The organism is Paenibacillus sp. GXUN7292 (genome assembly GCF_050864975.1).
In the GTDB taxonomy this organism is placed as follows: domain Bacteria; phylum Bacillota; class Bacilli; order Paenibacillales; family Paenibacillaceae; genus Pristimantibacillus.
In genome coordinates this window covers 1-21333 of sequence record NZ_JBOZWO010000041.1, presented here as the reverse complement: position 1 = coordinate 21333, position 21333 = coordinate 1, and the positions used below count along the sequence as shown (strand labels likewise).

The 21333-nt window shown below is 43.8% G+C and carries 17 protein-coding genes; all 17 read left to right on the top strand.

Translation table 11 applies throughout. The annotated features are described in order from the left end of the window. Positions 1-379: 379 nt before the first annotated feature. The 17 genes from ACRRU2_RS23755 (at position 380) to ACRRU2_RS23675 (ending at position 21156) form a co-directional block, all read left to right on the top strand. The gene (locus tag ACRRU2_RS23755; protein WP_432505511.1) at positions 380-4399 is read left to right on the top strand and encodes an S-layer homology domain-containing protein; all 4020 of its coding nucleotides are present in this window, start codon (positions 380-382) and stop codon (positions 4397-4399) included. A 212-nt stretch (positions 4400-4611) separates the two neighbouring features. Then, the gene (locus ACRRU2_RS23750) at positions 4612-6198 is read left to right on the top strand and encodes an extracellular solute-binding protein (protein WP_331702132.1); all 1587 of its coding nucleotides are present in this window, start codon (positions 4612-4614) and stop codon (positions 6196-6198) included. Between the two features lie 122 nt (positions 6199-6320). Beyond that, the gene (locus ACRRU2_RS23745; protein WP_331702133.1) at positions 6321-7274 is read left to right on the top strand and encodes an ABC transporter permease; all 954 of its coding nucleotides are present in this window, start codon (positions 6321-6323) and stop codon (positions 7272-7274) included. Between the two features lie 32 nt (positions 7275-7306). Then, complete coding sequence (locus ACRRU2_RS23740) at positions 7307-8176, top strand: carbohydrate ABC transporter permease (protein WP_432505508.1); 870 nt, start codon at positions 7307-7309, stop codon at positions 8174-8176. Further along, a complete protein-coding gene (locus ACRRU2_RS23735; protein ID WP_432505506.1) occupies positions 8173-9417 on the top strand; it encodes a glycoside hydrolase family 88 protein in 1245 nt (414 codons plus the stop codon). The genes ACRRU2_RS23740 and ACRRU2_RS23735 overlap by 4 nt, the downstream gene beginning before the upstream one ends. Positions 9418-9440: 23 nt before the next feature. Next, positions 9441-11939 carry a glycoside hydrolase family 2 TIM barrel-domain containing protein gene (locus ACRRU2_RS23730; RefSeq protein ID WP_432505504.1) on the top strand — a complete coding sequence of 833 codons (2499 nt, stop codon included), beginning with the start codon at positions 9441-9443 and terminating at the stop codon, positions 11937-11939. A 27-nt stretch (positions 11940-11966) separates the two neighbouring features. Next, positions 11967-13835, top strand: a complete 1869-nt coding sequence (locus ACRRU2_RS23725; protein ID WP_432505502.1) for a heparinase II/III domain-containing protein — start codon at positions 11967-11969, stop codon at positions 13833-13835. 320 nt (positions 13836-14155) lie between these two features. After that, positions 14156-14944, top strand: coding sequence for an IucA/IucC family C-terminal-domain containing protein (locus tag ACRRU2_RS23720; RefSeq protein WP_432505498.1), 789 nt, complete (start codon positions 14156-14158; stop codon positions 14942-14944). 179 nt (positions 14945-15123) lie between these two features. Further along, positions 15124-15735, top strand: a complete 612-nt coding sequence (locus ACRRU2_RS23715; protein ID WP_432505496.1) for a hypothetical protein — start codon at positions 15124-15126, stop codon at positions 15733-15735. Between the two features lie 154 nt (positions 15736-15889). After that, entirely contained in the window at positions 15890-16279 is a 390-nt protein-coding gene (locus ACRRU2_RS23710; protein ID WP_432505494.1) for a hypothetical protein, read from the top strand. A gap of 246 nt (positions 16280-16525) precedes the next feature. Continuing rightward, positions 16526-16870 carry a tyrosine-type recombinase/integrase gene (locus ACRRU2_RS23705; protein ID WP_432505554.1) on the top strand — a complete coding sequence of 115 codons (345 nt, stop codon included), beginning with the start codon at positions 16526-16528 and terminating at the stop codon, positions 16868-16870. Positions 16871-17146: 276 nt separating this feature from the next. Next, entirely contained in the window at positions 17147-17686 is a 540-nt protein-coding gene (locus tag ACRRU2_RS23700) for a hypothetical protein (protein ID WP_432505492.1), read from the top strand. 218 nt (positions 17687-17904) lie between these two features. Next, positions 17905-18318 (top strand): WapI family immunity protein, encoded by a 414-nt coding sequence (locus tag ACRRU2_RS23695; protein ID WP_331702726.1) that lies wholly within the window; start codon positions 17905-17907, stop codon positions 18316-18318. Between the two features lie 523 nt (positions 18319-18841). Continuing rightward, positions 18842-19261, top strand: a complete 420-nt coding sequence (locus ACRRU2_RS23690; RefSeq protein ID WP_432505490.1) for a hypothetical protein — start codon at positions 18842-18844, stop codon at positions 19259-19261. 224 nt (positions 19262-19485) lie between these two features. Further along, positions 19486-19920, top strand: coding sequence for a hypothetical protein (locus ACRRU2_RS23685; protein ID WP_331701874.1), 435 nt, complete (start codon positions 19486-19488; stop codon positions 19918-19920). A gap of 211 nt (positions 19921-20131) precedes the next feature. Next, a complete protein-coding gene (locus ACRRU2_RS23680; protein WP_432505488.1) occupies positions 20132-20806 on the top strand; it encodes a hypothetical protein in 675 nt (224 codons plus the stop codon). Between the two features lie 281 nt (positions 20807-21087). Beyond that, on the top strand, positions 21088-21156 hold the full coding sequence (locus ACRRU2_RS23675; RefSeq protein WP_432505552.1) for a putative holin-like toxin: 69 nt from the start codon (positions 21088-21090) through the stop codon (positions 21154-21156). Positions 21157-21333 lie beyond the last annotated feature (177 nt).

The following is a 21333-nucleotide window of genomic DNA, read 5'->3' as shown; positions in this document are numbered from 1 at the left end:
CACAATGTCGTTATCGAGGACGGACACCGTGTTGGATGGCATAACCTTGCGCAATATCGAGACCACCCGTAACGCTCACGGCATCGTGTTTGCTAGTCAAGGCACCGTCACCAACCCTGCGCCTGTGGCATCGCCTGAGACCGCTGCCAACCGGATCTTTCGCAACGTGCTTATTGAAAATCTTTGGCAACATGACGACAACAACAACAATCCTGATCCGTCCCAAGTATTCGCCCAGATTGATGCCGGATGTCCCGACAGTCTTGCTATCGGCTCCGCTTCCTCCGTTATGATTCGCAACTCGATTTTTGACGGTTCAGCAGGCTGTCGAACCAACTCGGGAACCGCCGCCCTCTATCTGGGAGGGGTCAAGGATGTTGTGATTGCCAACAATATCTTCACCAACACTCCTAATACAAGAAACCCGGATATGGTAGCCATTGACCACGAGGCAGGTACTAACAATGTGCTGATCGCGGGCAATTATTTCGCTGACAATTACGGAGGCGGAATCGAATATTTGGCGATCCATGGTTCTAACGACTATTCCACCGGCAACGCCATTCGGGCCAATGTTTTCGTTCGCAACGGCTACATTCATAACATCCCGTATCTTGGTGGCGGCTCCATCTCTACGCTTGGCAACGGCTTTGTGCCGGATGCAGTCATCGCCGATAACATTGCCTATGAACCTTACGCTTTCCTTACTGCACACTTAAGAGGGAACGCCTCGGGGCTCACCGTCACGAACAATCTCCAGCTTGAAAACGGCGATTGGATTTCGCAATCCTCCGCGGATTACCTAAACGAGAATAGTTCGTGGTCCTACCAACAATGGACTGCCTCAGGCTGGGCAGATCTGCCTCTGGACTCCTTAACCGGGACATACCGAGACGGCGATGTGGACATCTCCCGTTTTGAGCTTGCTCCTGGAGCAAGCTCTGACGCCGGGCTTGCATGGACGGCTCCACGCCTTGGCAATATTGCGATTCGCAGTTTCCCGATCTCACGAGCAGGAACAGCGAATGTAAGCATCACCGTAAATGGAAACGAGATAGCATCTGCTGCCGTGGACGAGCAAGGTGTTGTGCTGCTGGCTGACGACATCACAGTACAGGCGGGAGATGTCGTTCGTTTTGTTGTGCCGGCTGGAGAACCAGCAGTCAGTTGGACGCCTTCAGTGAGCTTCACAGGTGAATCCGAGTCGCTAGACGGTCTCGGGGAATGGAACTTTTCTGTCGACAAAGACGCCCAAGGTTGGACTTCGAACAGAGACTTTCATGTGAGGGCGGGCTCGTTAGTCGTCGGGACAACTTCTACTGGAACCCAATTGACCTCCCCGCCTTCCTTGGGTATTGAGGCTGCGTCGAGCAGTGCTATCCGTCTTCGACTAGCCAATCGCAGCGGCATAAGCTCTGGACGGCTGCTGTTCCGGACAGATGGGGAAGATTTTTCGGAAAACCGGTCGGTACGCTTTCATGTGAATCCACGAGAAGAGAAGGGATTAGCCGAGGGCTTCACGAACTTGCTTATTCCGGTTACCGAAGCAGACGGTTGGAGTGGAAGAATCGATCAGATTCGTATTGAACTCGCAGGGGGCGAAGGCGAAGTGAAGATCGATTCGGTACAGTTTGCGAGCCCAGCGGGGCCTCGTTGGGACTTCAACAACGATGGCGGGTGGAAGATCAACCCTGACGTCAGCTGCGCATCACCCGGGATTCGCCCGCTCGATCCGGAAATCGACATTAACAACGGGGATTGGAATACTAGCAGAGTAGCGGATATCAACTGGAACAAGGCCCGTTCTCAAACCTTTAAGGTATCAACGGGCACGTTGGCACAATTGGACGTGTGGGCGTACAAAACCGGAAATCCAGCCGGCTGTCTCTATATCCGGGTCGCGGACGCCAATGACAATGCTTTGTTCACAGGCGCTGTTCCGCCTAGCGAGGTATCAACCAACGGGAATTTCATCAGCGTATATCCACGGCTTACGGGACTTGATCCCAATGAACTGTACAACTGGCAAATTTTCAGCCCTTATGTCGTCCCGAACGGCGGCAACTACGGCGTCGGTTATGACGATACCGGCCGCTACACGGATGGGAACGTTTACTATAGCATTGACGGACGGGGCGTCTGGCGCGGACCGGAGGGATCTTCAAAACGGAGCTTGCGCTTCCGCACCTATTCTGCCACACAATTCGAATCAACCCCGGTTGACGAAGGTTATACACCTGTTACGGTAGCCGACGGAAAGATCGTTGGAAGCGGACGTTACGAGCCGGCCCTTCTTTCCCCCGACGGTCTGGGCATCGATGCGGCAACACAGCGCTACGTGCATATCCGCATGTCCAACCCCGATAACCGGTTTACGGCGTTTCTATTATTTACAACCAGCGAAGCTCCGGCATTCGACATCCCGGAAAAAGGCTTTCCTCCCGCTAATGAAGTGGATGGGAGGGGAATCTCGATCCCGCTTGTACCTGGTGGAGGAATGGTTGATTACGTTTTGGACATGTCGACCATTCCGGCATGGACAGGAACCATTGAGCGTCTCATGATACAGCCATCCTATCGCTGGAATTATCGTATTGGTTCTCTTGCAAGCACGTGGAGCGGCTCCATCGATTGGGTTTTTGTAGACGATGGCGAGACTGCTGCCGTCACCCCTGCTGCGCCTGCGGCTGAAGGCAGTGTAGAAAGTGTTGATGTCAGCGGCTATAGTCCGGGAGCAACGCTCAAGCTGTATCTTGCAGACGATACGTTGAAAGCCCAGGCGGAGAATGTGACAGGGACTACTTACACCTTCAGCGATGTGCTGCCCGATAATCTTCATTATTATGTAACCCAGACGGTAAACGGAAACGAGAGCTTGAACTCCAATTCAGTATTGGTTAGCCTGCGGGAGCCGACAGTCCATGCAGGAATCGGCTATGTGGATGTAGGCAATGTGTATCCGCAAGCGACGGTCCGTCTATATGGGGAGGACGACGAAATGATCTCCGACAGCCCGACGATACAGCCGGACAGAACTCATCGATTCGCCGGTCTGACAGCCGATGCTTCCTTTTATGCGATTCAAAGCGTGAACGGTGTTGCAAGTGCTCCATCGGCTCTGATTAAGCTGCCTCCGCTTCCGAATCTGCCGGTCGTTCAAGTGCCGATCAACGACAAGCCTGACTCTATAGGAGACGCATCACTCACAAGCTTGAACGGTCAAACCGTATTAACTTTAAAAGTAAACTCAAAAAAGTTGGCTGACAAGTTGGCCAGTGAAGGCCCCAGTACAGTGGTGACCATTGCCGGGGAAGAAGAGGCCGATGTGTTCATTGGCCAAATAGATGGCCGAATGGTGAAGCAACTGGAGGAGAAATCAGCCATTCTGGAAGTCAAGACGAAGCAGGCCGTGTACACCCTTCCTGCCAGACAGCTCAACATTGAAGATCTGGCCATGCAGCTCGGCAGCTCTGCGGCTCTTGAAGATATTATGGTACGGATTGAAGTTGCCCAGCTTCAACAAGATAGCTTTTTGTCGTTCGAAAAAGCCGCCGATCGTGGAAGGTTCACTCTTGTTGCTCCGCCCATCAGCTTTAAAGTAACAGCTTCATATGGAGATAAGTCCATTGAAGTGGATAAATTCAATGAGTATGTGCAAAGGTCTATCGCAATTCCCGATCATGTCAATTCCGATAGGATCACGACTGGTGTCGTGCTTGAACCAGACGGTGTCGTCCGCCATATTCCGACCAAAATTGTACGGAAGGGTGAAATATATTGGGCGGAAATGAGCAGTCTCACCAACAGCATTTATTCAGTTATTTGGAATCCGCAGAATTTCGCCGATGTTGCAAATCATTGGTCCAGGACCGAAGTGAATGATATGGGTTCGCGGATGATTGTCAATGGAATAGGGGAGGGCAAGTTCAGCCCGAATCAGCAGATTACCCGGGCCGAGTTTACCGCCATTATTATTCGCGGATTAGGTCTAAAGCCGGTGCATGGTAATTCGGTCTTCTCGGATGTGGATTCATCCGATTGGTACAGCAGCTACATTCTTACCGCTAATACGTATGGGTTGGTCAGCGGATATGAGGATGGACGCTTCCGTCCTCATGATTTCATTACCCGCGAGCAAGCTATGGTCATTTTGGCCAAAGCTATGGCGATGACCGGACTGAAGAATAAGATAGACGATCAGGCGGAGGGAAGCCTTGAACGTTATTCGGATGCGGCAGCATTATCTTCCTGGGCCCGATCTGCGGCTGTTGATTGTGTGAAATCCGGTATTATTGGCGGCCGCGCCAACGGTGAACTTGCTCCCAGTTCGGCGATCACCCGGGCGGAAGCTGCGGCAGTTATCCGAAGACTGCTGCTGGAGTCCGCTTTCATTCAATAATATCTAGGTGCAAATCTATGAACAACTTTTGCAAACGAATGAACCTTAATTGCGAGGATTCAGCAACGCAAAGGAATCAAAGGGGCAAAAGAGTTTCATTGCCTGCAATTTAAGCTGTAAGGTAAAGTTAAAGCAACCATTCGGCCGATGGTGAAAGTCACCCAAAGATAAACGGTTACAATATATTTTATTATGGGAGGTCTGTTGAGCAAATGAAGAAAATGATTACGCTGTCGCTAGCGTTTGTGCTGGTCACAACGTTGCTTACAGCAGCATGCAGCAACAACAGCAATAACAACAAAAACAATAAGCCTGGATCGGAATCCACGCCGACTCAAAATCAAGCCAACGAAAAAGACGATACAACAAAAAAGATTAATGTATCAGCCATGACCATACTGTATTCAGCTGCTCCTCCAGATAAGAGCTCGGGAATGAAAATTTTGGAGGACAAATACAACATGGATTACAGCTTTATTCCCGTAGCAGCTGCCGATTATTATAACAAGCTGGGGGTTATGGTAGCATCCGGCGATCTTCCGGATCTTACAGTTTACCCCGCACTGGATGAAAATTGGTACAACTATGTGGAGAATGGTGTGTTTATGCCTCTCGAAAACTACATTAATGAACAAGATACACCCAATCTGGCCAAGATGCCGAAAGAAATTATGGACTTGATGACGTATAACGGTCACATATACGGTCTCCCAAGGCTCCGTTCCCAAGCAGCTCATACATTAACTATCCGCAAGGATTGGCTGGATAACCTGGGCTTGGACATGCCTACGACTTACGAAGAATTGGAATCGGTCATGAAGCAGTTTGTGGAGCGCGATCCAGATGAGAATGGCCAGAAAGATACCTATGGTCTGGCTTTCAATGCGGGATCCGGTGCGCTTGGCGCGGTTTCTCTTCTTGGTTCTTTTAACACGCCCATGAATATAAATTGGAACAAGCATACGGATGGAAAAATATATCCTGTCCTTGCGCATCCGAATTTCCGTGATGGTCTTGCATACTTGGCCAAATTGTACAGCGAGGGTATCCTTTCAAAGGATTTTGTCATCATGAAAGGCAATCAGGCAGAAGATGATTTTCTGAGCGGCCGTGCAGGGGTAATCGGGGATTTCGCTTGGAACGCTTACAATGAAGACAGATTGAACAAAGCCAGGGCCATTAATCCCGATTTTCAATGGGAGCCGATTCCCGCGCTTAAGGGACCAAATGGATTCCAGGGTTATGCCAAGGGATCAGGCTTCAATGGTTTTGTTGCGATTCCGGCGACTCAAGCCAAAGACGAAGCAAAGGTAAAGCGCATGCTTAAATTCCTGGATGATCAGATGGAATCGGATATAAACTCTGAACTGTATCGATTGCTGAAACATGGAATAGAAGGCGAGCATTACAATATGCAAGATGGAAAAGTCGTTTATACCGACTTGGGCAACAAAGAGAGACCATCTTTATATCTCATTACGAATCCACCGACGGATGTTGTCGACTTGAATAATCCCAATGACAGCCAGGAAATTAAAGATGTAAAAAATGCCTCTTATAAGGCTGCCTTGACAGGAACGCCTTATTCGGATCCTGCGCTCAAGCTTGTGCCATCTCCTACCTTTAAGGAAAAAGGAACGGAATTGAACAAAATGTTGTTTGAAAATATCGTAAAAGTCATTACCGGAGAGCAGCCTTTGGAATTCTACGACAAAGCGCTTGAAGATTGGAAGGCCAAGGGGGGCCAAAAAATTCTGGATGAAATGAACGAAACGTATCAGGCAAGCCAAAACAAATAAGACGGGCAAACGAACGGAACGGCCCGCGGTCGCGGGCCGTTCCATTTTGGAGAAACAGCTTATTATCTAGCATTTCATACCTGATCTTGATAGGCTCGTTTCGTTTAAGAGGAGACACGACAATGAATACAAAAAAGCTTCCGGCGTTAAAGGTTGCTCCTGCGTCAACCAGACGAAGAAAAATCTGGAAGACATTAAAGGAAGAACGGTATTTATGGCTAATGGTTCTGCCGGGTGTCCTGTTTTTCATTATTTACAAATATATTCCCATGTTTGGCATCGTAATTGCTTTTCAAGACTATAATCCGATTCGAGGCGTTACGGATAGTCCATGGGTAGGACTGAAGCATTTTTTAAATCTCATCCAAAACGATGAAATACCGCGTGTGCTTTGGAATACCCTTGTTATCAGTTTTTATCAAATTGTGTTAGCCTTTACATTTCCCATTGTGCTGGCCATCATGATTCATGAATTGAGTAAAAGCTGGCTGAAGCGGCCGATCCAGACGATAGTTTATTTGCCCCACTTTTTATCGTGGCCGGTTATTGCAGGCATTTTCTACCTTATGTTCAGCAGCAACGGAGGAATTACGACACTCCTCGGGCAAGTAGGTGTTCATGATTTCAATTTATTATCCGATCCGGATCATTTTCGTCTGATGCTTGTGCTTCAACTGATTTGGAAAGAATCGGGTTGGGGAACAATCATCTATCTGGCTGCCTTGCTGAGCATTAGTCCAGAATTGTATGAAGCGTCCAAAATTGACGGTGCCGGACGGTTTCGACAAATATGGCATGTTTCTCTCCCGGGTCTGCGCGGGACCATTCTGGTGCTATTCATTTTACGTTTGGGTAATGTCCTTGATGTGGGTTTCGAGCAAGTATTCCTCATGCTGAACGCACGGGTCAGCGGGGTTGGAGAAGTATTGGAAACCTATCTGTATTCGACCGGTCTGGTAAGCGGCAAATATAGCTTTGCCACTGCCGTAGGGCTGCTCAAAGGATTGATTGGCTTTGTGCTCATTTATGGCTCAAACAAAATAGTTCGGAAAATAAACGGACAGGGACTGTATTGACAGGTCCTGAGGTTTGGAGAGGAGCTAATACCTTGACTGAGAAAGCGGTTTCCCGATGGTTTGACATTTTAAATGTGGTGTTTTTATCTATTTTCGCTTTGCTTTGCATTCTTCCTTTCTTTCATGTTTTCGCTATGTCTACAGCGACAGTGAAGGATCAAATGTCCGGCGATTTTATTCTTTGGCCACGAACTTGGGATTTTACCTCTTATATATATATATTTGACACTGGCATCTTTTTTCAGTTATTTCGCAATTCGGTCATTGTTACTGTGCTAGGTACTGCGCTTAACATGCTGCTTACAACGTTTACAGCTTTCGCCTTGTCTCGGCATAACTTCTCAGGAAGACGTTGGATTATGCTGATGATCATTTTCACCATGATGTTCGGAGGCGGACTTATACCCACTTATCTGGTGGTTAAAGCAACCGGTCTCATCAACTCCTTGTGGGCCATGATGATTCCCAGTGCGGTTTCGGCCTTCAATGTTATTATCATTCGGGAATTTTTCCGAAGTATTGATGAAGGGATTATTGAATCGGCAAAAATTGATGGATGCTCTGATTGGGGAGTTTTCTGGCGGATTATGATGCCTCTTTCCACGGCTTCTCTTGCCACATTCACCTTGTTTTATGCCGTCGGCAACTGGAATCAGTACTTTTCCGCCGTTATTTACATTAATAAGCCAACATTATGGCCACTGCAAGTTCTTCTCCGGCAAGTGGTAACGGTCGGGCAGTTCGACATGTTTAATCTCAATGACTCGGACCGCCCCCTGCCTCCGGCGGTTTCCATTCAGATGGCAACGGTCATATTGACAGCTTTGCCGATTGTAGCGCTGTATCCATTCTTGCAAAAATACTTTGTCAAAGGGGTTACGCTGGGGGCGGTTAAGGGATGAAAAAGAATATGATTAATGATAGTACAAACGTGACCGATTATGAAATAGAACGATATGATGCGATGCGGGATCTAAATCTGAAATTATATAGAAACTGTCTGCATTACAATGGAGACATTCCCACTGCTGTCGGTTCGGCGGATGGGCAGCACGCCTTGTCGGGAAAAGGACAGTGGACCGACGGTTTCTGGCCAGGGCTGCTTTTGCTGGCATACTCGGGAAATCAGGATGATCTGCTGTTGCGAGAGTATGAGCGGTATATGCCGTTTCTGGAGGAGCGGGTAAATAATGATTCATTGGTTAATAAAAGCAGGGGATATATGGATCTGGATCATGATGTAGGCTTCATATTTCATCTCACTGCTGTTTACCACTATTTATTGACTGGTTCGAGGTCTTCAAGGACGGTAGGGCTGAGGTCAGCGGAAGTGCTGCTAGGTCGTTATCAGAAGAACGGCAGCTATATCCGTGCATGGAATGACTGGGAAACAGATACACCGCAATTCCGGCAGGAAAAAAAGGGGAAGGCCATCATTGACAGTCTGATGAATGTGCCGCTCCTATTCTGGGCAGCCAAAGAAACAGGCCAATCCTGCTACCGGAATGCTGCGGAGGCTCATGCCACCCAATTGGCACGCTGCATCGTGAGGGAAGACGGCAGCACTTACCATACCTATAATTTCAATCACGAAACTGGAAGTCCGATTGGCGGGAGCACTGTGCAAGGCTATTCCCATACTTCTGCTTGGTCCAGGGGCCAAGCGTGGGCCATATATGGATTCGCGCTAGCATACCGGTATACGGGCAACAAGGATTTCCTCCTGGCTTCACAGCGCTGCCTGCAATATTGGATACAGTCTACGCTACCTGAAGGCGATGCTCCTTGGGATTTTGCCGCACCACGCAATCAATGGCTCCCTGTGGATACTTCCGCCATGAGTATTGCAAGCTGCGGGATTCTAGAATTGGGCTTGCACGATTCTGTCGACGGAGAATTGCAGGAGGTGGCGGAGCGGATTATATCCCGCTTGCTTCAAGCCCATCGCCCCCCAACCTCTCCTTACGTTCATGCTTTTCTTTTGCATGGAAGCGTGGGGCCTGCGTACAAGGAGGGCAGCCAGGAAGAAAAAGATCGGAAGTACATCTATTCCAATCAAAGTCTAATCTATGGAGATTACTTTTTGTACGAGTCTATTTTGCGTCTGCAGCCCAGCAACATCCTTCTGCCTTGGGATTTTTGACAATTTGTTTACGGAGGTTTGTCATGAGCACGAATCTTAACTCTACCATCGCATCATACATGGATCGGATGACCTCTGATTTGGAGGCCAGAGAAGTGCGATCCTTATGTAAGGATTGGAAATTTTGTCCGCACGATGTTCCCCATGCATTTCGGGAAGACTTTGATGATTCCTCCTGGCGTACGCTGAATATTCCACATGATTATTCTGTTGAGGGACAATTTTCTGAAGAACATGAGGCCAACGGATTTGTGCAAAGCGGTGTGCTCTGGTACCGGAAGCATTTGATATTGCCCACCGGTCACAGACAGGAGAAGTATTATATACTGTTTGACGGCGTTGCCATGAAGAGTCAGGTATGGCTGAATGGACAATTTCTGGGACAGCACCCTTACGGATTTACCCCTTTCTGGTATGACATCACCCCTTTTATTCATCATGAAGAAGGGGCGGTCAATATTATTGCTGTTAGGGCGGACAGTTCCCTGCAGCCGTATTCCAGATTTTATACGGGGGCGGGCTTATACCGCCAAGTTTTTCTTATCTCCATGAATGCCCTGCATATCGAGCAATGGGGAATCAGGACGGACATCGCAGCCGCCGATGAAGACCGTGCTGAACTTACAATTCGCACCAATGTCCGCGTTGAGCGCTATAAGGATACAATATGGAACGCCTTTAACTGGCAAGGCACAGGAATAAAAGATAATCACGAGGTACAGAAAAATGCGGTATTAATCACCTCCATTATCGACAGCAAAGGGCGCATCGTGGCAGAGGCGCAGGAATCGAAGGTGTTTCCTGAGTTCAGCAGGCATGAGTTCACACAGGAGCTGCGGGTAGACAAGCCCTCTTTATGGAGTCCGACACATCCGGAAATGTATCGTATTCGTTCCAGACTGCTGGCGAATGGAGAACTGGTGGATGATTGCATGACACCTTTAGGGATAAGGACGCTTTCGTTTCACCAGAATGAAGGCTTCTCTATTAATGGGCAAACGATGAAGCTAAAGGGTGTCTGTCTCCACCAGGATGCGGGAATTTACGGAGGAGCGGTGCCTTATAAAACCTGGGTAAGGAGGCTTGGTCTGCTGAAGAAAGCCGGAGTCAATGCGATTCGTACGGCACATCATCCGTTCCCGTCCGAGTTCTATCATGTCTGCGACTTTTTAGGTCTCCTGGTTATGGATGAGGCATTTGACGAATGGCAGTCCGGGTGGACAAGGGGATACAGCGACCAGCCCTATGGTAAAAACAGATATGGGTATTACCTGGATTTTCAACAGTGGCACGATACCGATCTGCGTGCGATGATCAGTCGCGGACGTAATCACCCAAGCGTCATCATGTGGAGTGTAGGAAATGAAATACCGGAATTATATTTTAAAGATGGCATTGATATTCTAAAAAGACTGGTGAAGATTTGCAAGGAAGAGGATAACACCCGACCTGTTACGGTATGTGCGGAGGGCAGCCACATGCTTCCCATTTATGAAGGGATCATGGATCAGGTGGATGTGGCCGGGTACAATTATGTTTCCAATCGTGAAGGAAAGTCCTATTATGCCAACATACATCGGCAACGTCCCAGTCAGGTAGTTGTAGGATCGGAGACAAGCTTTGATCCGGAGCACTGGCAGGCTATCCAGAAGCAGAACTACGCGATAGGTCAGTTTCTGTGGGTTGGGTACGATTATATAGGAGAGGGTATAGATCGTTTTGGAGAGGACGCCTGCTTGGGAGATACCTTCGATATTTCGCGATTGGCTAGTTCCAATAAAAGCGCGGATCGGATATTGCGACACGGCTATGCTTACGGTATGGTGGACAGCATTGATACACCTAATGGTGAATATTTCTACAGAGCCAGTATTTGGTCTGATACCTCCGTCCTTCAGTTGGCCGTAAAAGCAGAAAACGAGGAAGATTACGGACATTACCGTTATTTGAAGGCTGACTTGCATTGGAATTTTCCAGACAAAGGAGCCAACAAAACTGTTTACTGCTTTACAAATTGTGAGCAGGTAGAGCTCGTCTTAAATGGGATATCACTAGGCTTGCGCAGAACGGAGCCAGACAATCCTTTTGCTATGGAGTGGAATCTGGAATATGCGCCAGGCATCTTGCAGGCAATCGGATATATAAAGGGCAAGCCTGTATGCACAAGCGAGCTTGTGACCTCCAGACGTGCTTCGCGGATTCAATTGAATTGTCAAGACAACGCTATTCAGGGAGCGAGGATGGAGGATACCGCAATTGAAATTGCTGTTGTAGATGAAAGTGGAGTTGTGGTACCCGATGCTTCAAACAGGGTGACTGTTAAGGTCAAGGGCAGTGGAAGTTTGCTGGGGGTGATATCCGCCGATCTGACTAGCAATACAAGCTACAGATCCGACCGTTGCCATGCATATAAGGGCCGATGTTTGGCTGTGATCCGTTCCAGCGATGAGCCTGGACCTATTCAGGTAGTTGTGGAGGGAGAAGGGGTGGCAACTGCCCGTTTGATGTTGACAAACTGCTGAAAAAGGGATTGTGGGGAATGATTTATAATGCTGACTGAGCGATATGCAAGTCAATTAAAGAATCTGCTTGTGCCTTTGGAAAACTTCCTTCCGTTCGACTCAAAATGGTCTGCGCAACGGGGAGTTTCTGATGAACTAGAGTCATTTATTCTGGAGCGTGCAGAAAAATATTTGCATTTTGACTGGCCGTCCTTGAGCGCAACATTGTTCATGGATTTTGTTAGAACGGGCAACAGAGCACGTTATGAAAAACCTTATTTCATCCGTCGTCATGCCCTCCATGCTTTGATTATGGGGGAGTGGATCGAAGGGAAAGGGAGATTTCTGGACGATATTATCAATGGTCTTTGGGCGATTTGCGAAGAGACGACATGGATATTGCCTGCCCATCTTTATATGGCGAGTAAGAAGCATGAACCAATTGCGGATGTCTCCGAGCCCATAATTGATTTATTCGCCAGCGAAACGGGAGCCGAGCTTGCATGGGCGCTTTATTTGCTCGAGCCAGCGCTCGCAGGAGTAAGCCCTTTGCTGGTAGAGCGCATTCAGCATGAGCTAAAGCGGCGAATCATAGATCCTTATCTGAAACGTAATGATTATTGGTGGATGCTGGAAGTTAACCCTTTTGGAATCAATAATTGGGCTCCCTGGTGCACTTCTAACTGTCTAGGCGTTATTCTGCTGCTGGAGGCGGACGAATCCAAGCGCATGAAGGCTGTATCCAAAAGTATGCGTACGCTGGATTTGTTCATTGCGAGTTATCCTGCCGACGGCGGCTGCGATGAAGGCAGCTCGTATTGGTATCGTGCAGGAGGATCGCTGTTTGACTGCCTTGAACTTCTCTATACGGCCAGTGGTGGAAAAATTAGTATATACAATGAACGGCTGATTGGTGAGATTGGGCGTTTTATGCTGAAGACATATATAGCTGATGATTATTTTGTGAACTATGCGGACGGCTCGGCACGTCATTTGGGTACACCGGTTTGTCTATACAGGTACGGTGAGCGGATTTTAGATGCGGGATTAGCCTCGCTGGGAAGACGTCTTCATCGAGAGGGGCGCAAGCAAGGCGAACTGTTACAGGCAAATTCCCTGTATCGCGAGCTGCAGGAACTCGCTTGTTACGAACGTCTGACAGCTGATGAGGAAGGAGAGATATTCCTTCAAGATACATGGATGCCGGATTTGCAGATTGCAACAGCAAGAGAAACATCGGGATCGGCCGAAGGTTTCTACTTGTCCGCCAAGGGAGGAAACAACGCAGAGAACCACAATCATAATGATGTGGGGCAGTTCATTGTTTATCTTGATGGCAAGCCGCTTTTAATAGACCCGGGAGTAGGGATATATACCGCGCAGACCTTCTCCGACAAGCGTTATGAGATATGGTGCATGCAATCTTCCTATCACAATCTGCCCGCGATCAACGGATTTCAACAACAGGCCGGACGAGAATACGCAGCTCGTTCCTGTGACTATGAAGTAAAACAGGATCAGGCCAGCTTCACTGTGGAGTTGGCAGGTGCGTATCCGGTGGAGGCAGGAGTGGAACGTTGGAGGCGAAGTTTAATACTCGACCGTACGACAACGCCGAAAGTAACTCTAGAAGAAAACGTCATCCTGCGTGAAGAAACGGCTAACATCGCCATGCATTGGATGACTCCCTGTTTACCAAAGGTTGTAACTAATAATGAAGTTCGATTGTTCTTCGAAGAACGGGAGGTTGCTCGAGTTCAGATTAGCGGACCGTCCCTGGAATGTAAGATTGAACCGATTGAACTTGTCGATGAAAAGCTTAGGCATATTTGGGGTCAGCAATTATATCGCATTGTATGGATGCCCAAAGGCGAAGTTAAAGCGACAATGTGGCAGTTCTCAATCTTTCGCAGTTAAAAACAAAAAGAAGGCATCTATCCAAAAAAGGAGCAGATGTCTTCTTTCAACTTGAGGCTATGATTGATACTCCGATAATTATTCCTATAATCATAACCGGTCTTTTTAATGTTTTAGATAGTTTCTTTCCCAAAAAAATCTGCCTCCTTTATTAAAAATACCTCTCGAATGTAACGGAATGGACAGCCGCAGCAATATGCGATAAAATTCTAATTAATAATGATTATCATTTTTGATAAATACGCACGAAATTTTCGAGTAAAAGGAAAGTTAATAAAAATTATCAATCACATATATATAGGTAAAAGGAGTAAAGCGTGGTGGCAAATTTGTTTAAATCGGAAGAGTTACATGTATTAACGAAGGATTATCGATTAGCGCTTGAACAATCGGCTGACCATTCCTTTACCATACATGCGATTGATTTATTGGAACCGTACATTTTATTAGATTATTTGAATGAGGTATCGACGCTGTTGAACGCCTCTACCCGAGTAGTGGCTGCCTCACTCTTTTCTAAAAGATACAGTTATTTGATGATCGCTTCAAGCCTGTATGCGATGACCATGTTCGATAAAGCATTTGATTATTCCATTGAAAATTGCTATATCGATTATAGCAAAGATGAACAATTATGGCTCCCAAATCTGCGTTTGGCCAACTGGGATGTATCCCAGCCTGTTGATGGCAAACGGGAAGAATGGCGGGATCAAGTGATCCGTCATATTTTTGCAGAAAATATCGCGGTAGTATGGCGTTCGATGTCTAAAACAGCTCCTATTTCGAAGTCTGTGTTATGGGAAAACACTTCCATTTACGTATACTGGCTGTACGAGAAAAGAATGAGCGAGGGTGCTACGGCCGAACAGAAAATGAGGATCGAAGATGACTTCCGATACTTGCTCAAAGCTGCACCTGCGCATCTGTTCGGTGAAACCCTAAACCCGCTAGCTAAGTTCGATCAACCTAAAATGCTAACAGCGAAATCCGACGAGCCGATTCGTATACGGAAAACATGCTGTCTTTATTATCAGACCTGCGTTGAAGAGGATTATTGCTCTACTTGCCCTAAGTTAAAGCAAGAGGCAGTTTCAATTATTAGTTCATAACTGGACATGGGCTTTTGAAATCAAAGCTCATTTGATGAGCCGAGTGCTAAATGCACTCGGCTTTTTAGCGTTCCTAAAGAGGAAATGATAAGCGATATAGTTAATGCTCATATTCTGTTATTATAGAGAAAGGTCCATCATAACAGACAGTATTTTTAACTTTGAAAGGAAGATTGTTAATGAGTAAAAATGATGAAATTATCGTTGTTATAGAAAGAGAAAAGCTTTTTCAAGAAATTAATGAATTTCAAGGGTTTACAGCTGATAAAAAGAATGTTGAGTGTATGAATAAGAATTTGTCTAGGCATTTTGAAGAAATGAGAAGAGGAGATGCTGAAACAAATCCGCTCTATAAACAACCGATTCCCTATGTAATCGTGAAAGTCGGGGCTGATCTATTTACGTATAAAAGGCTTAACAAAGGCGGAGAGGAAAGACTCCATAATATGATCTCCATTGGCTTAGGCGGACATATGAATACAATAGAGGGCAAAGGCTGGGACGAGCTTCTTCTAGAAAATCTTCAAAGAGAGCTAAATGAAGAGCTGGAAATTAAGTCTAATGTCGAACCTAAACTAACCACACTTGGCTTTATAAATGATGATTCTAATGAAGTGGGGAAAGTACATATTGGTATTTTGATTCAGTTGGAATACCCAGAAGGCACTGAAATTCGTGTAAAAGAAGTTGATCAATTAGCCGGAAAGCTTTCTTCAGCTGAAGAGTTGAAATTGGATTACGACCATTTAGAAAATTGGTCTAAAATTGCTTTAGATGTGATAGTGAAATAAGAGTCTAGCATTAATAATCTAGTCAGATAATAGAAAAATATATTCTTAAGTGCGCCGAAAGAATCGGAGGTTTGCAAAGGTCCAACAAGACTGAACTGCAGACCTCTTTTTGTTACCAAATATTAAAAATAAAGGTATAATGAGGAGGATATGTATGGGAGTTTATTTGTCAAAGTTAACAGACTCATTACTTGCAATTCAATTTGAATATAGTGGAGAAATTGTCACAGCGATTAAATTGATTCAAGGCAGACGATGGCACCCTGCAGAAAAATTATGGACAATACCCTATAAATATATAGCTATCTCTCAATTAATAGAAGCATTGCAAAATTTCGAGCTTCATGTTGACTCTGAGCTTAAAGCTGAGTGTCCTCAGCTGAAAGATTTGAAAACAACAGGAGTACCGCAATGGAATCGAGAATCCAAACAAAAATTAAAGGAAGCACTGCAAATTCGCGGGTACAGCATAAAGACAATAAAGACCTATAGCAGCCATGTTGAACGTTATATTATGTTTATAAATGAGCTTGAATTTAATTAAAAACAGAATGGATATATCAATGAATCCGAAAGTACGAACTCGTTTGAAGATAGCTATAAGGGTGAGAACAAGCTTGGACATAAGTCAAATCGCAAGAATGAGAAAAACAGTCAAAACCTAGCTATTCAATCTTATACTTTAACTTTACTTAATAAAAAGCTGTCTCATTCCTACGTCAATCAAGCCATTAGTGCAATCAAATTTTATTACGAGAAAGTACTGAACTAACAAACTGCTCCTTCATACATTCGTCCCAAAAAAGAAAAAAAACTGCCCAACGTATTAACCCTTCATGAAGTAAAAAACATCTTAGAATCCCTACAAAACATAAAGCACAAAACATTACTATACCTTACCTATTCATCAGGTTTGCGAGTAAGCGAAGTGGTACGCCTCCAGTTGCAGGATTTTGATCAAGAAGCTAAAACGATCCGAATAAGACAAGGAAAAGGCAGAAAAGCTCGCTTTGCCTTACTTTCAGAAGCAGCATTTGCAATGGTCAGGCAGTATCGCGTCCAAGAGAATCCATCAAAATGGCTTTTCCCTGGGCAAAATAAAACAAAACACCTAACTGAACGTACTGTACATTGAGAATGAAGTCACAGAAAGTAATACTAAGTACAAACAAAATTGAAGATGTAATTGAATATACTAATAAAAAATAGTTCAGATCGAGTAGCTCTAAGATGCCACAGACTTCATATAACAAACATCATATTTACGCGTCGATCCTTTCGGATCTCGGTCCGTAGAGTAAATACGCGGACACATCTGTTTCCCTAGGATAAGAGCTATCTAAGGGGAAAAGACGTCGTGAATATCTGAACGAACGTTAGATGACAGAACGAAGAAAGATGTGATTAGTAAGTGAATACATTAAAAACTTCTATTGTGATTGCAATTTTTATTGTTCTGATTTTATTTATTGTAAATATTGAAATTAACAAAACAATTATGAAATCAGACAAAGTCTGGGGGCATGAACGTAACCAAGACTCTTATAAGATATTAAACATGAAACAAGAGGGAATAGAGAGGGAATTTCCTGATTTTGATTTTGAAATAACTGATACTATGTATTATAGGCTGGTTGATGAAATTATTGAGGATATTGATGAAAATTATTCAGTATTTATAAGATTATATGAAAAGTATGAACATCATCATAATTTGTGGAGTTTAGAGCCAATATCAATAATTATTCCTAAAGTTGAAACGATTATCGAAGGAAAACAAATAATTAAGGAAATGAATTCTGACTTTCTAAGATTGCTACCAATTACTATTGTTGAGAATGAAATGCTTAATAGATGGAAAAATGAGAACTATGATCCTAGTAATGAATTTACAGATGAATCTCCTGAAGGATTATCAATTGAGGATGTAATAAATACAAAATATTATTAATGCAGGTAACTCAGAGTTCCGCCATATAACACAATATTCACGCATCGAGCCATTCGGCCCTCGGTTCGGCAGATGGATTTCGGGGAAGCAGGAGTTACCGGACACATCCATCCCCCTAAGATAAGAGCTATCTAAGGGGGATAGACGTAGTGAATATAATAACATTATGTGAAATACCTGAAATCCAAAATAATTAAATAATAACGAGGATTAGTGAAATGAAAACCATTCAAATCATTAAGTGTGATGAAGGTTTGATAACATTAACACTTTACTCTGAAATAAGAAATTCTGAAGAGAAGCTCTACTATGAGACAATTGACACTGCAGGAATAGAGATCAAAAGTGGTAATTATTCAGTTTCAGGTGTTCTTTGGATATCAATTGAAGATATTAGATTATTCTATATAGGATTAATAGAGGCACATAAAAGATGTAAGGGAGTAGCGAAATTAATTAATTATGAAGGGACATTAGAATTAATTATTGAGTATAAAACCAGAGGGTATATAGAAGTAAAGGGAACATTTAGAGAGAGACACGATAAAGACAACGAATTAACTTTCAACATTGAATCAGATCAAACCTATTTAAATGAACTCGTAAATGAATTAATTAAGATTTTTGATTGATATTCCAAGATGTCAGGTACTTCACATAACAAAATATTCACGAATCGATCCTTTCGGATCTCGGTCCGCAGAAGGGATTGCAAGAAGTATAGGCTGTGGACACATCCATTCCCCTAAGATAAGAGCTATCTAAGGGGAATGGACGTATGATAGCATCAAAAAACAAGATAACGGATGAGCTTCAAATGAAACTAGCATTGTATTCATTTTGTTAGAAGCTCTGTTGTTAGAAATAAAAAAGTAACATTAAAAGTTCTTGAAGTATTAATCAATGATGAGGATGAAGAAATAAGATCAATTGCAGAGGAAAGAATAAATATAGGAAAACATATATAAAAAGTGTGAGTAATTCAAATGAACTTCGTCTAACACCATATTCACACATCGATCCATTCGGATCTCGGTCTACAGAAGCTGATTCAAGAAGTAAAGGCTGCGGACACATCCATTCCCCTAATATAAGAGCTATCTAAGGGGAATGGATGTCGTGAATATATGAACGTTAGCAGAAATTCCTAAGTGATTGAGTTTAGGAAAACAAGTTCAAGAAGGAACAAGTACAATCGATTCCAGTAAGGGGATTAGTAAATGGATATCTTTTATCTTTATCTACTTTCATTCAAAAGTCGAAGTACCGAAAGATGTTATTGAAGATGCGATTGAAGAGGTACTTCAAGGGAAAGGTGAGAGAGGTACGGGAAATCTTGATATTGAAGTTTACGATACTAATGAAATTGAGGTTAAAGACCTTGTAATAAATACTTTGAAAAAACTAAAAGTTCCAAGAGATACAATCATTGATGTTAATGGACATAGAACAAATCTATACGGATTAATGAATTTATTTAAGTGTTGTATATTTGGCAATTTAAGAACAGATGAAAGAACGGATTTAAGAACAAATTTAATGAAGCATTCGAGAGTATTTCAGGAAGTCTGCTAACACAATATTCGCTTCGGGCCATTCGGTCCTCGGTCCGGCAGCAGTCCGAAGTGAGTTCAGTGAGGCATTTCAGTATACCGGGGAAGCAGAATCAACGGGACACATCCCACCACCTAACCGCATCGAAGCCGCCCTTCAGGCTTAAGATAGTAGGACGTCGTGAATACAATAACGTTATGGGAAATTACTGAAAAAAATAAAAATCTAGAACTAAGGAGCAATAGATGAAGAAAAAAATTATCATAACATTATTTATAATACTTATCCTTTTATCTTTTATATATTTTCTTCTTTGCCTACAGGAAAAGAAGAATGTGAAAACTACATTAAATGGATTCTACGAGGATTTCATTGATGAAGAGTATGCGGATCTTTATAAATATTTTGATATAAAATACAGAAATGACTTGGATTTTACCGAAAAACAAGGTTCTATTGCAACATTTCTTATAAATTATCGACATTGGTATGGTGATATTAAAGGAATTCAATATAAGCCAATACTCTGGCTTGGTAAAAATAAGCGATATGTTTTCGTTGAAGTAGAATATGGACATGATAGTACTACGACAGAGACGGATAGGATTATACTTGAGAAAATAAATAAAGAATGGGTAATTACTCAATATATTTCAGGATCACCTATTAAATTGCCATGACCGCAGATAAATATTTTTGTAAGTCGTTCGTAGGAAGTCAGTAAAATCACATAACACCATCCACACATCGAGCTGGCGCTCTCGGTCTGCCGAGGAATTTCGAGGAGGAGGAATCAGCAGATACCCTCACCGACTAAGATAAGAGCTATCTAAGTCGGTGGGGTTCGCGAATGTGACGACGTTATCAGAAAGACCATAAGGGGTGAAAAATATGAAATTATTTAAACCTAGCACAACAATAGAATTTAATGAGTGCAATACTGAACCATCAATTATTACTCCGTTGGGTACAGTTAATCTATCGCTTTATTATGGTGATCTTGATATCTTGTTAGAGAAACCGAATTTTAATAAAGTACTTCCATCCGGAGGACGGATATATGGATGGGAAGCTAGAAACATTATTGTTGAAACTGTAATTTCTAATCCACCAATTTATATTCCGGAAACGATGAAAATGGATAGTGCTGTAGGTATTCTAATAAGAATATTATGTGAAACAGATAACATTTCCCTGAGATTTTTAACGTATTGGTCACAAAGATGTTGGGAAGATGGGGGAAGTGATACAGGACAATACCTGGAAGCATCGACTTGGGATAAAGATTGTCGGCGTCTATCTATAGGAGCCGAGGACTCGGAATACATGGTTCAAAGAATGAATGGTAATAAGTTAATGCCTATAAGATTAAGAGATTCGTATGATTTAGTAATGAGTAATGAAGAAGGGTTAACAATAGAACTTCCGAGTATTAGAGTTAATGAATTATGCCAATTTCATGTATATATAGCGTGGAATTCTATTTCAAACAAATATGATGCTTCAACTTGGTATGCTGTAGATCAAAGTTCTGAACAAATACTTTCATTTGAAGCTTTACTATAGAAACTCATGGAAGAATGGTCCCTCTGATAACACCATATTCACGCATCGAACCATTCGAAGAGCTATCTAAGGGGAATGAACGTCGTGAATATCTGAACGTTAGGTGAAATTAACAAGATTTAAAAACATAAGAAGGACGTAAGTAACAGGAACAATCGATCTTCTTTTTTTGGTATATCATGGTAGAATAGTAAAAGATAATTTGAATCTTGGGTGGGCATAGTATCCCTTTGAGCATAAGCTTACGAAGTAAGTTTCCTTCGGAAGATGCAATAACGATTATGTTCCTATTTGGAATGTTTATCCTTGTACTTTTAACATACGTCAGCGATAACAACAAGAAAAAGTAAGAACCCACCCCAAGGTTGACGCCAAAGGTGGGTTCTTATTCCTCTTTAGACTCTAGAAGGGATAAACCCATCCAAGCCAATTGTTCAGCCGACTCTAACACCATGTTCACGCATCTGGCTTACGCTCTCGGTCCGGTAGAAGTTGTTGAACAAGTAAGCGGAATCAGCCGGACACAC

Coding starts and splice junctions, on each gene's coding strand:
- ACRRU2_RS23750 (WP_331702132.1), top strand. CDS start 4,612: ATGAAGAAAATGATTACGCTGTCGCTAGCGTTTGTGCTGGTCACAACG.
- ACRRU2_RS23725 (WP_432505502.1), top strand. CDS start 11,967: ATGCTGACTGAGCGATATGCAAGTCAATTAAAGAATCTGCTTGTGCCT.
- ACRRU2_RS23685 (WP_331701874.1), top strand. CDS start 19,486: ATGAAGAAAAAAATTATCATAACATTATTTATAATACTTATCCTTTTA.
- ACRRU2_RS23680 (WP_432505488.1), top strand. CDS start 20,132: ATGAAATTATTTAAACCTAGCACAACAATAGAATTTAATGAGTGCAAT.
- ACRRU2_RS23715 (WP_432505496.1), top strand. CDS start 15,124: ATGAGTAAAAATGATGAAATTATCGTTGTTATAGAAAGAGAAAAGCTT.
- ACRRU2_RS23735 (WP_432505506.1), top strand. CDS start 8,173: ATGAAAAAGAATATGATTAATGATAGTACAAACGTGACCGATTATGAA.
- ACRRU2_RS23710 (WP_432505494.1), top strand. CDS start 15,890: ATGGGAGTTTATTTGTCAAAGTTAACAGACTCATTACTTGCAATTCAA.
- ACRRU2_RS23695 (WP_331702726.1), top strand. CDS start 17,905: ATGAAAACCATTCAAATCATTAAGTGTGATGAAGGTTTGATAACATTA.
- ACRRU2_RS23745 (WP_331702133.1), top strand. CDS start 6,321: ATGAATACAAAAAAGCTTCCGGCGTTAAAGGTTGCTCCTGCGTCAACC.
- ACRRU2_RS23730 (WP_432505504.1), top strand. CDS start 9,441: ATGAGCACGAATCTTAACTCTACCATCGCATCATACATGGATCGGATG.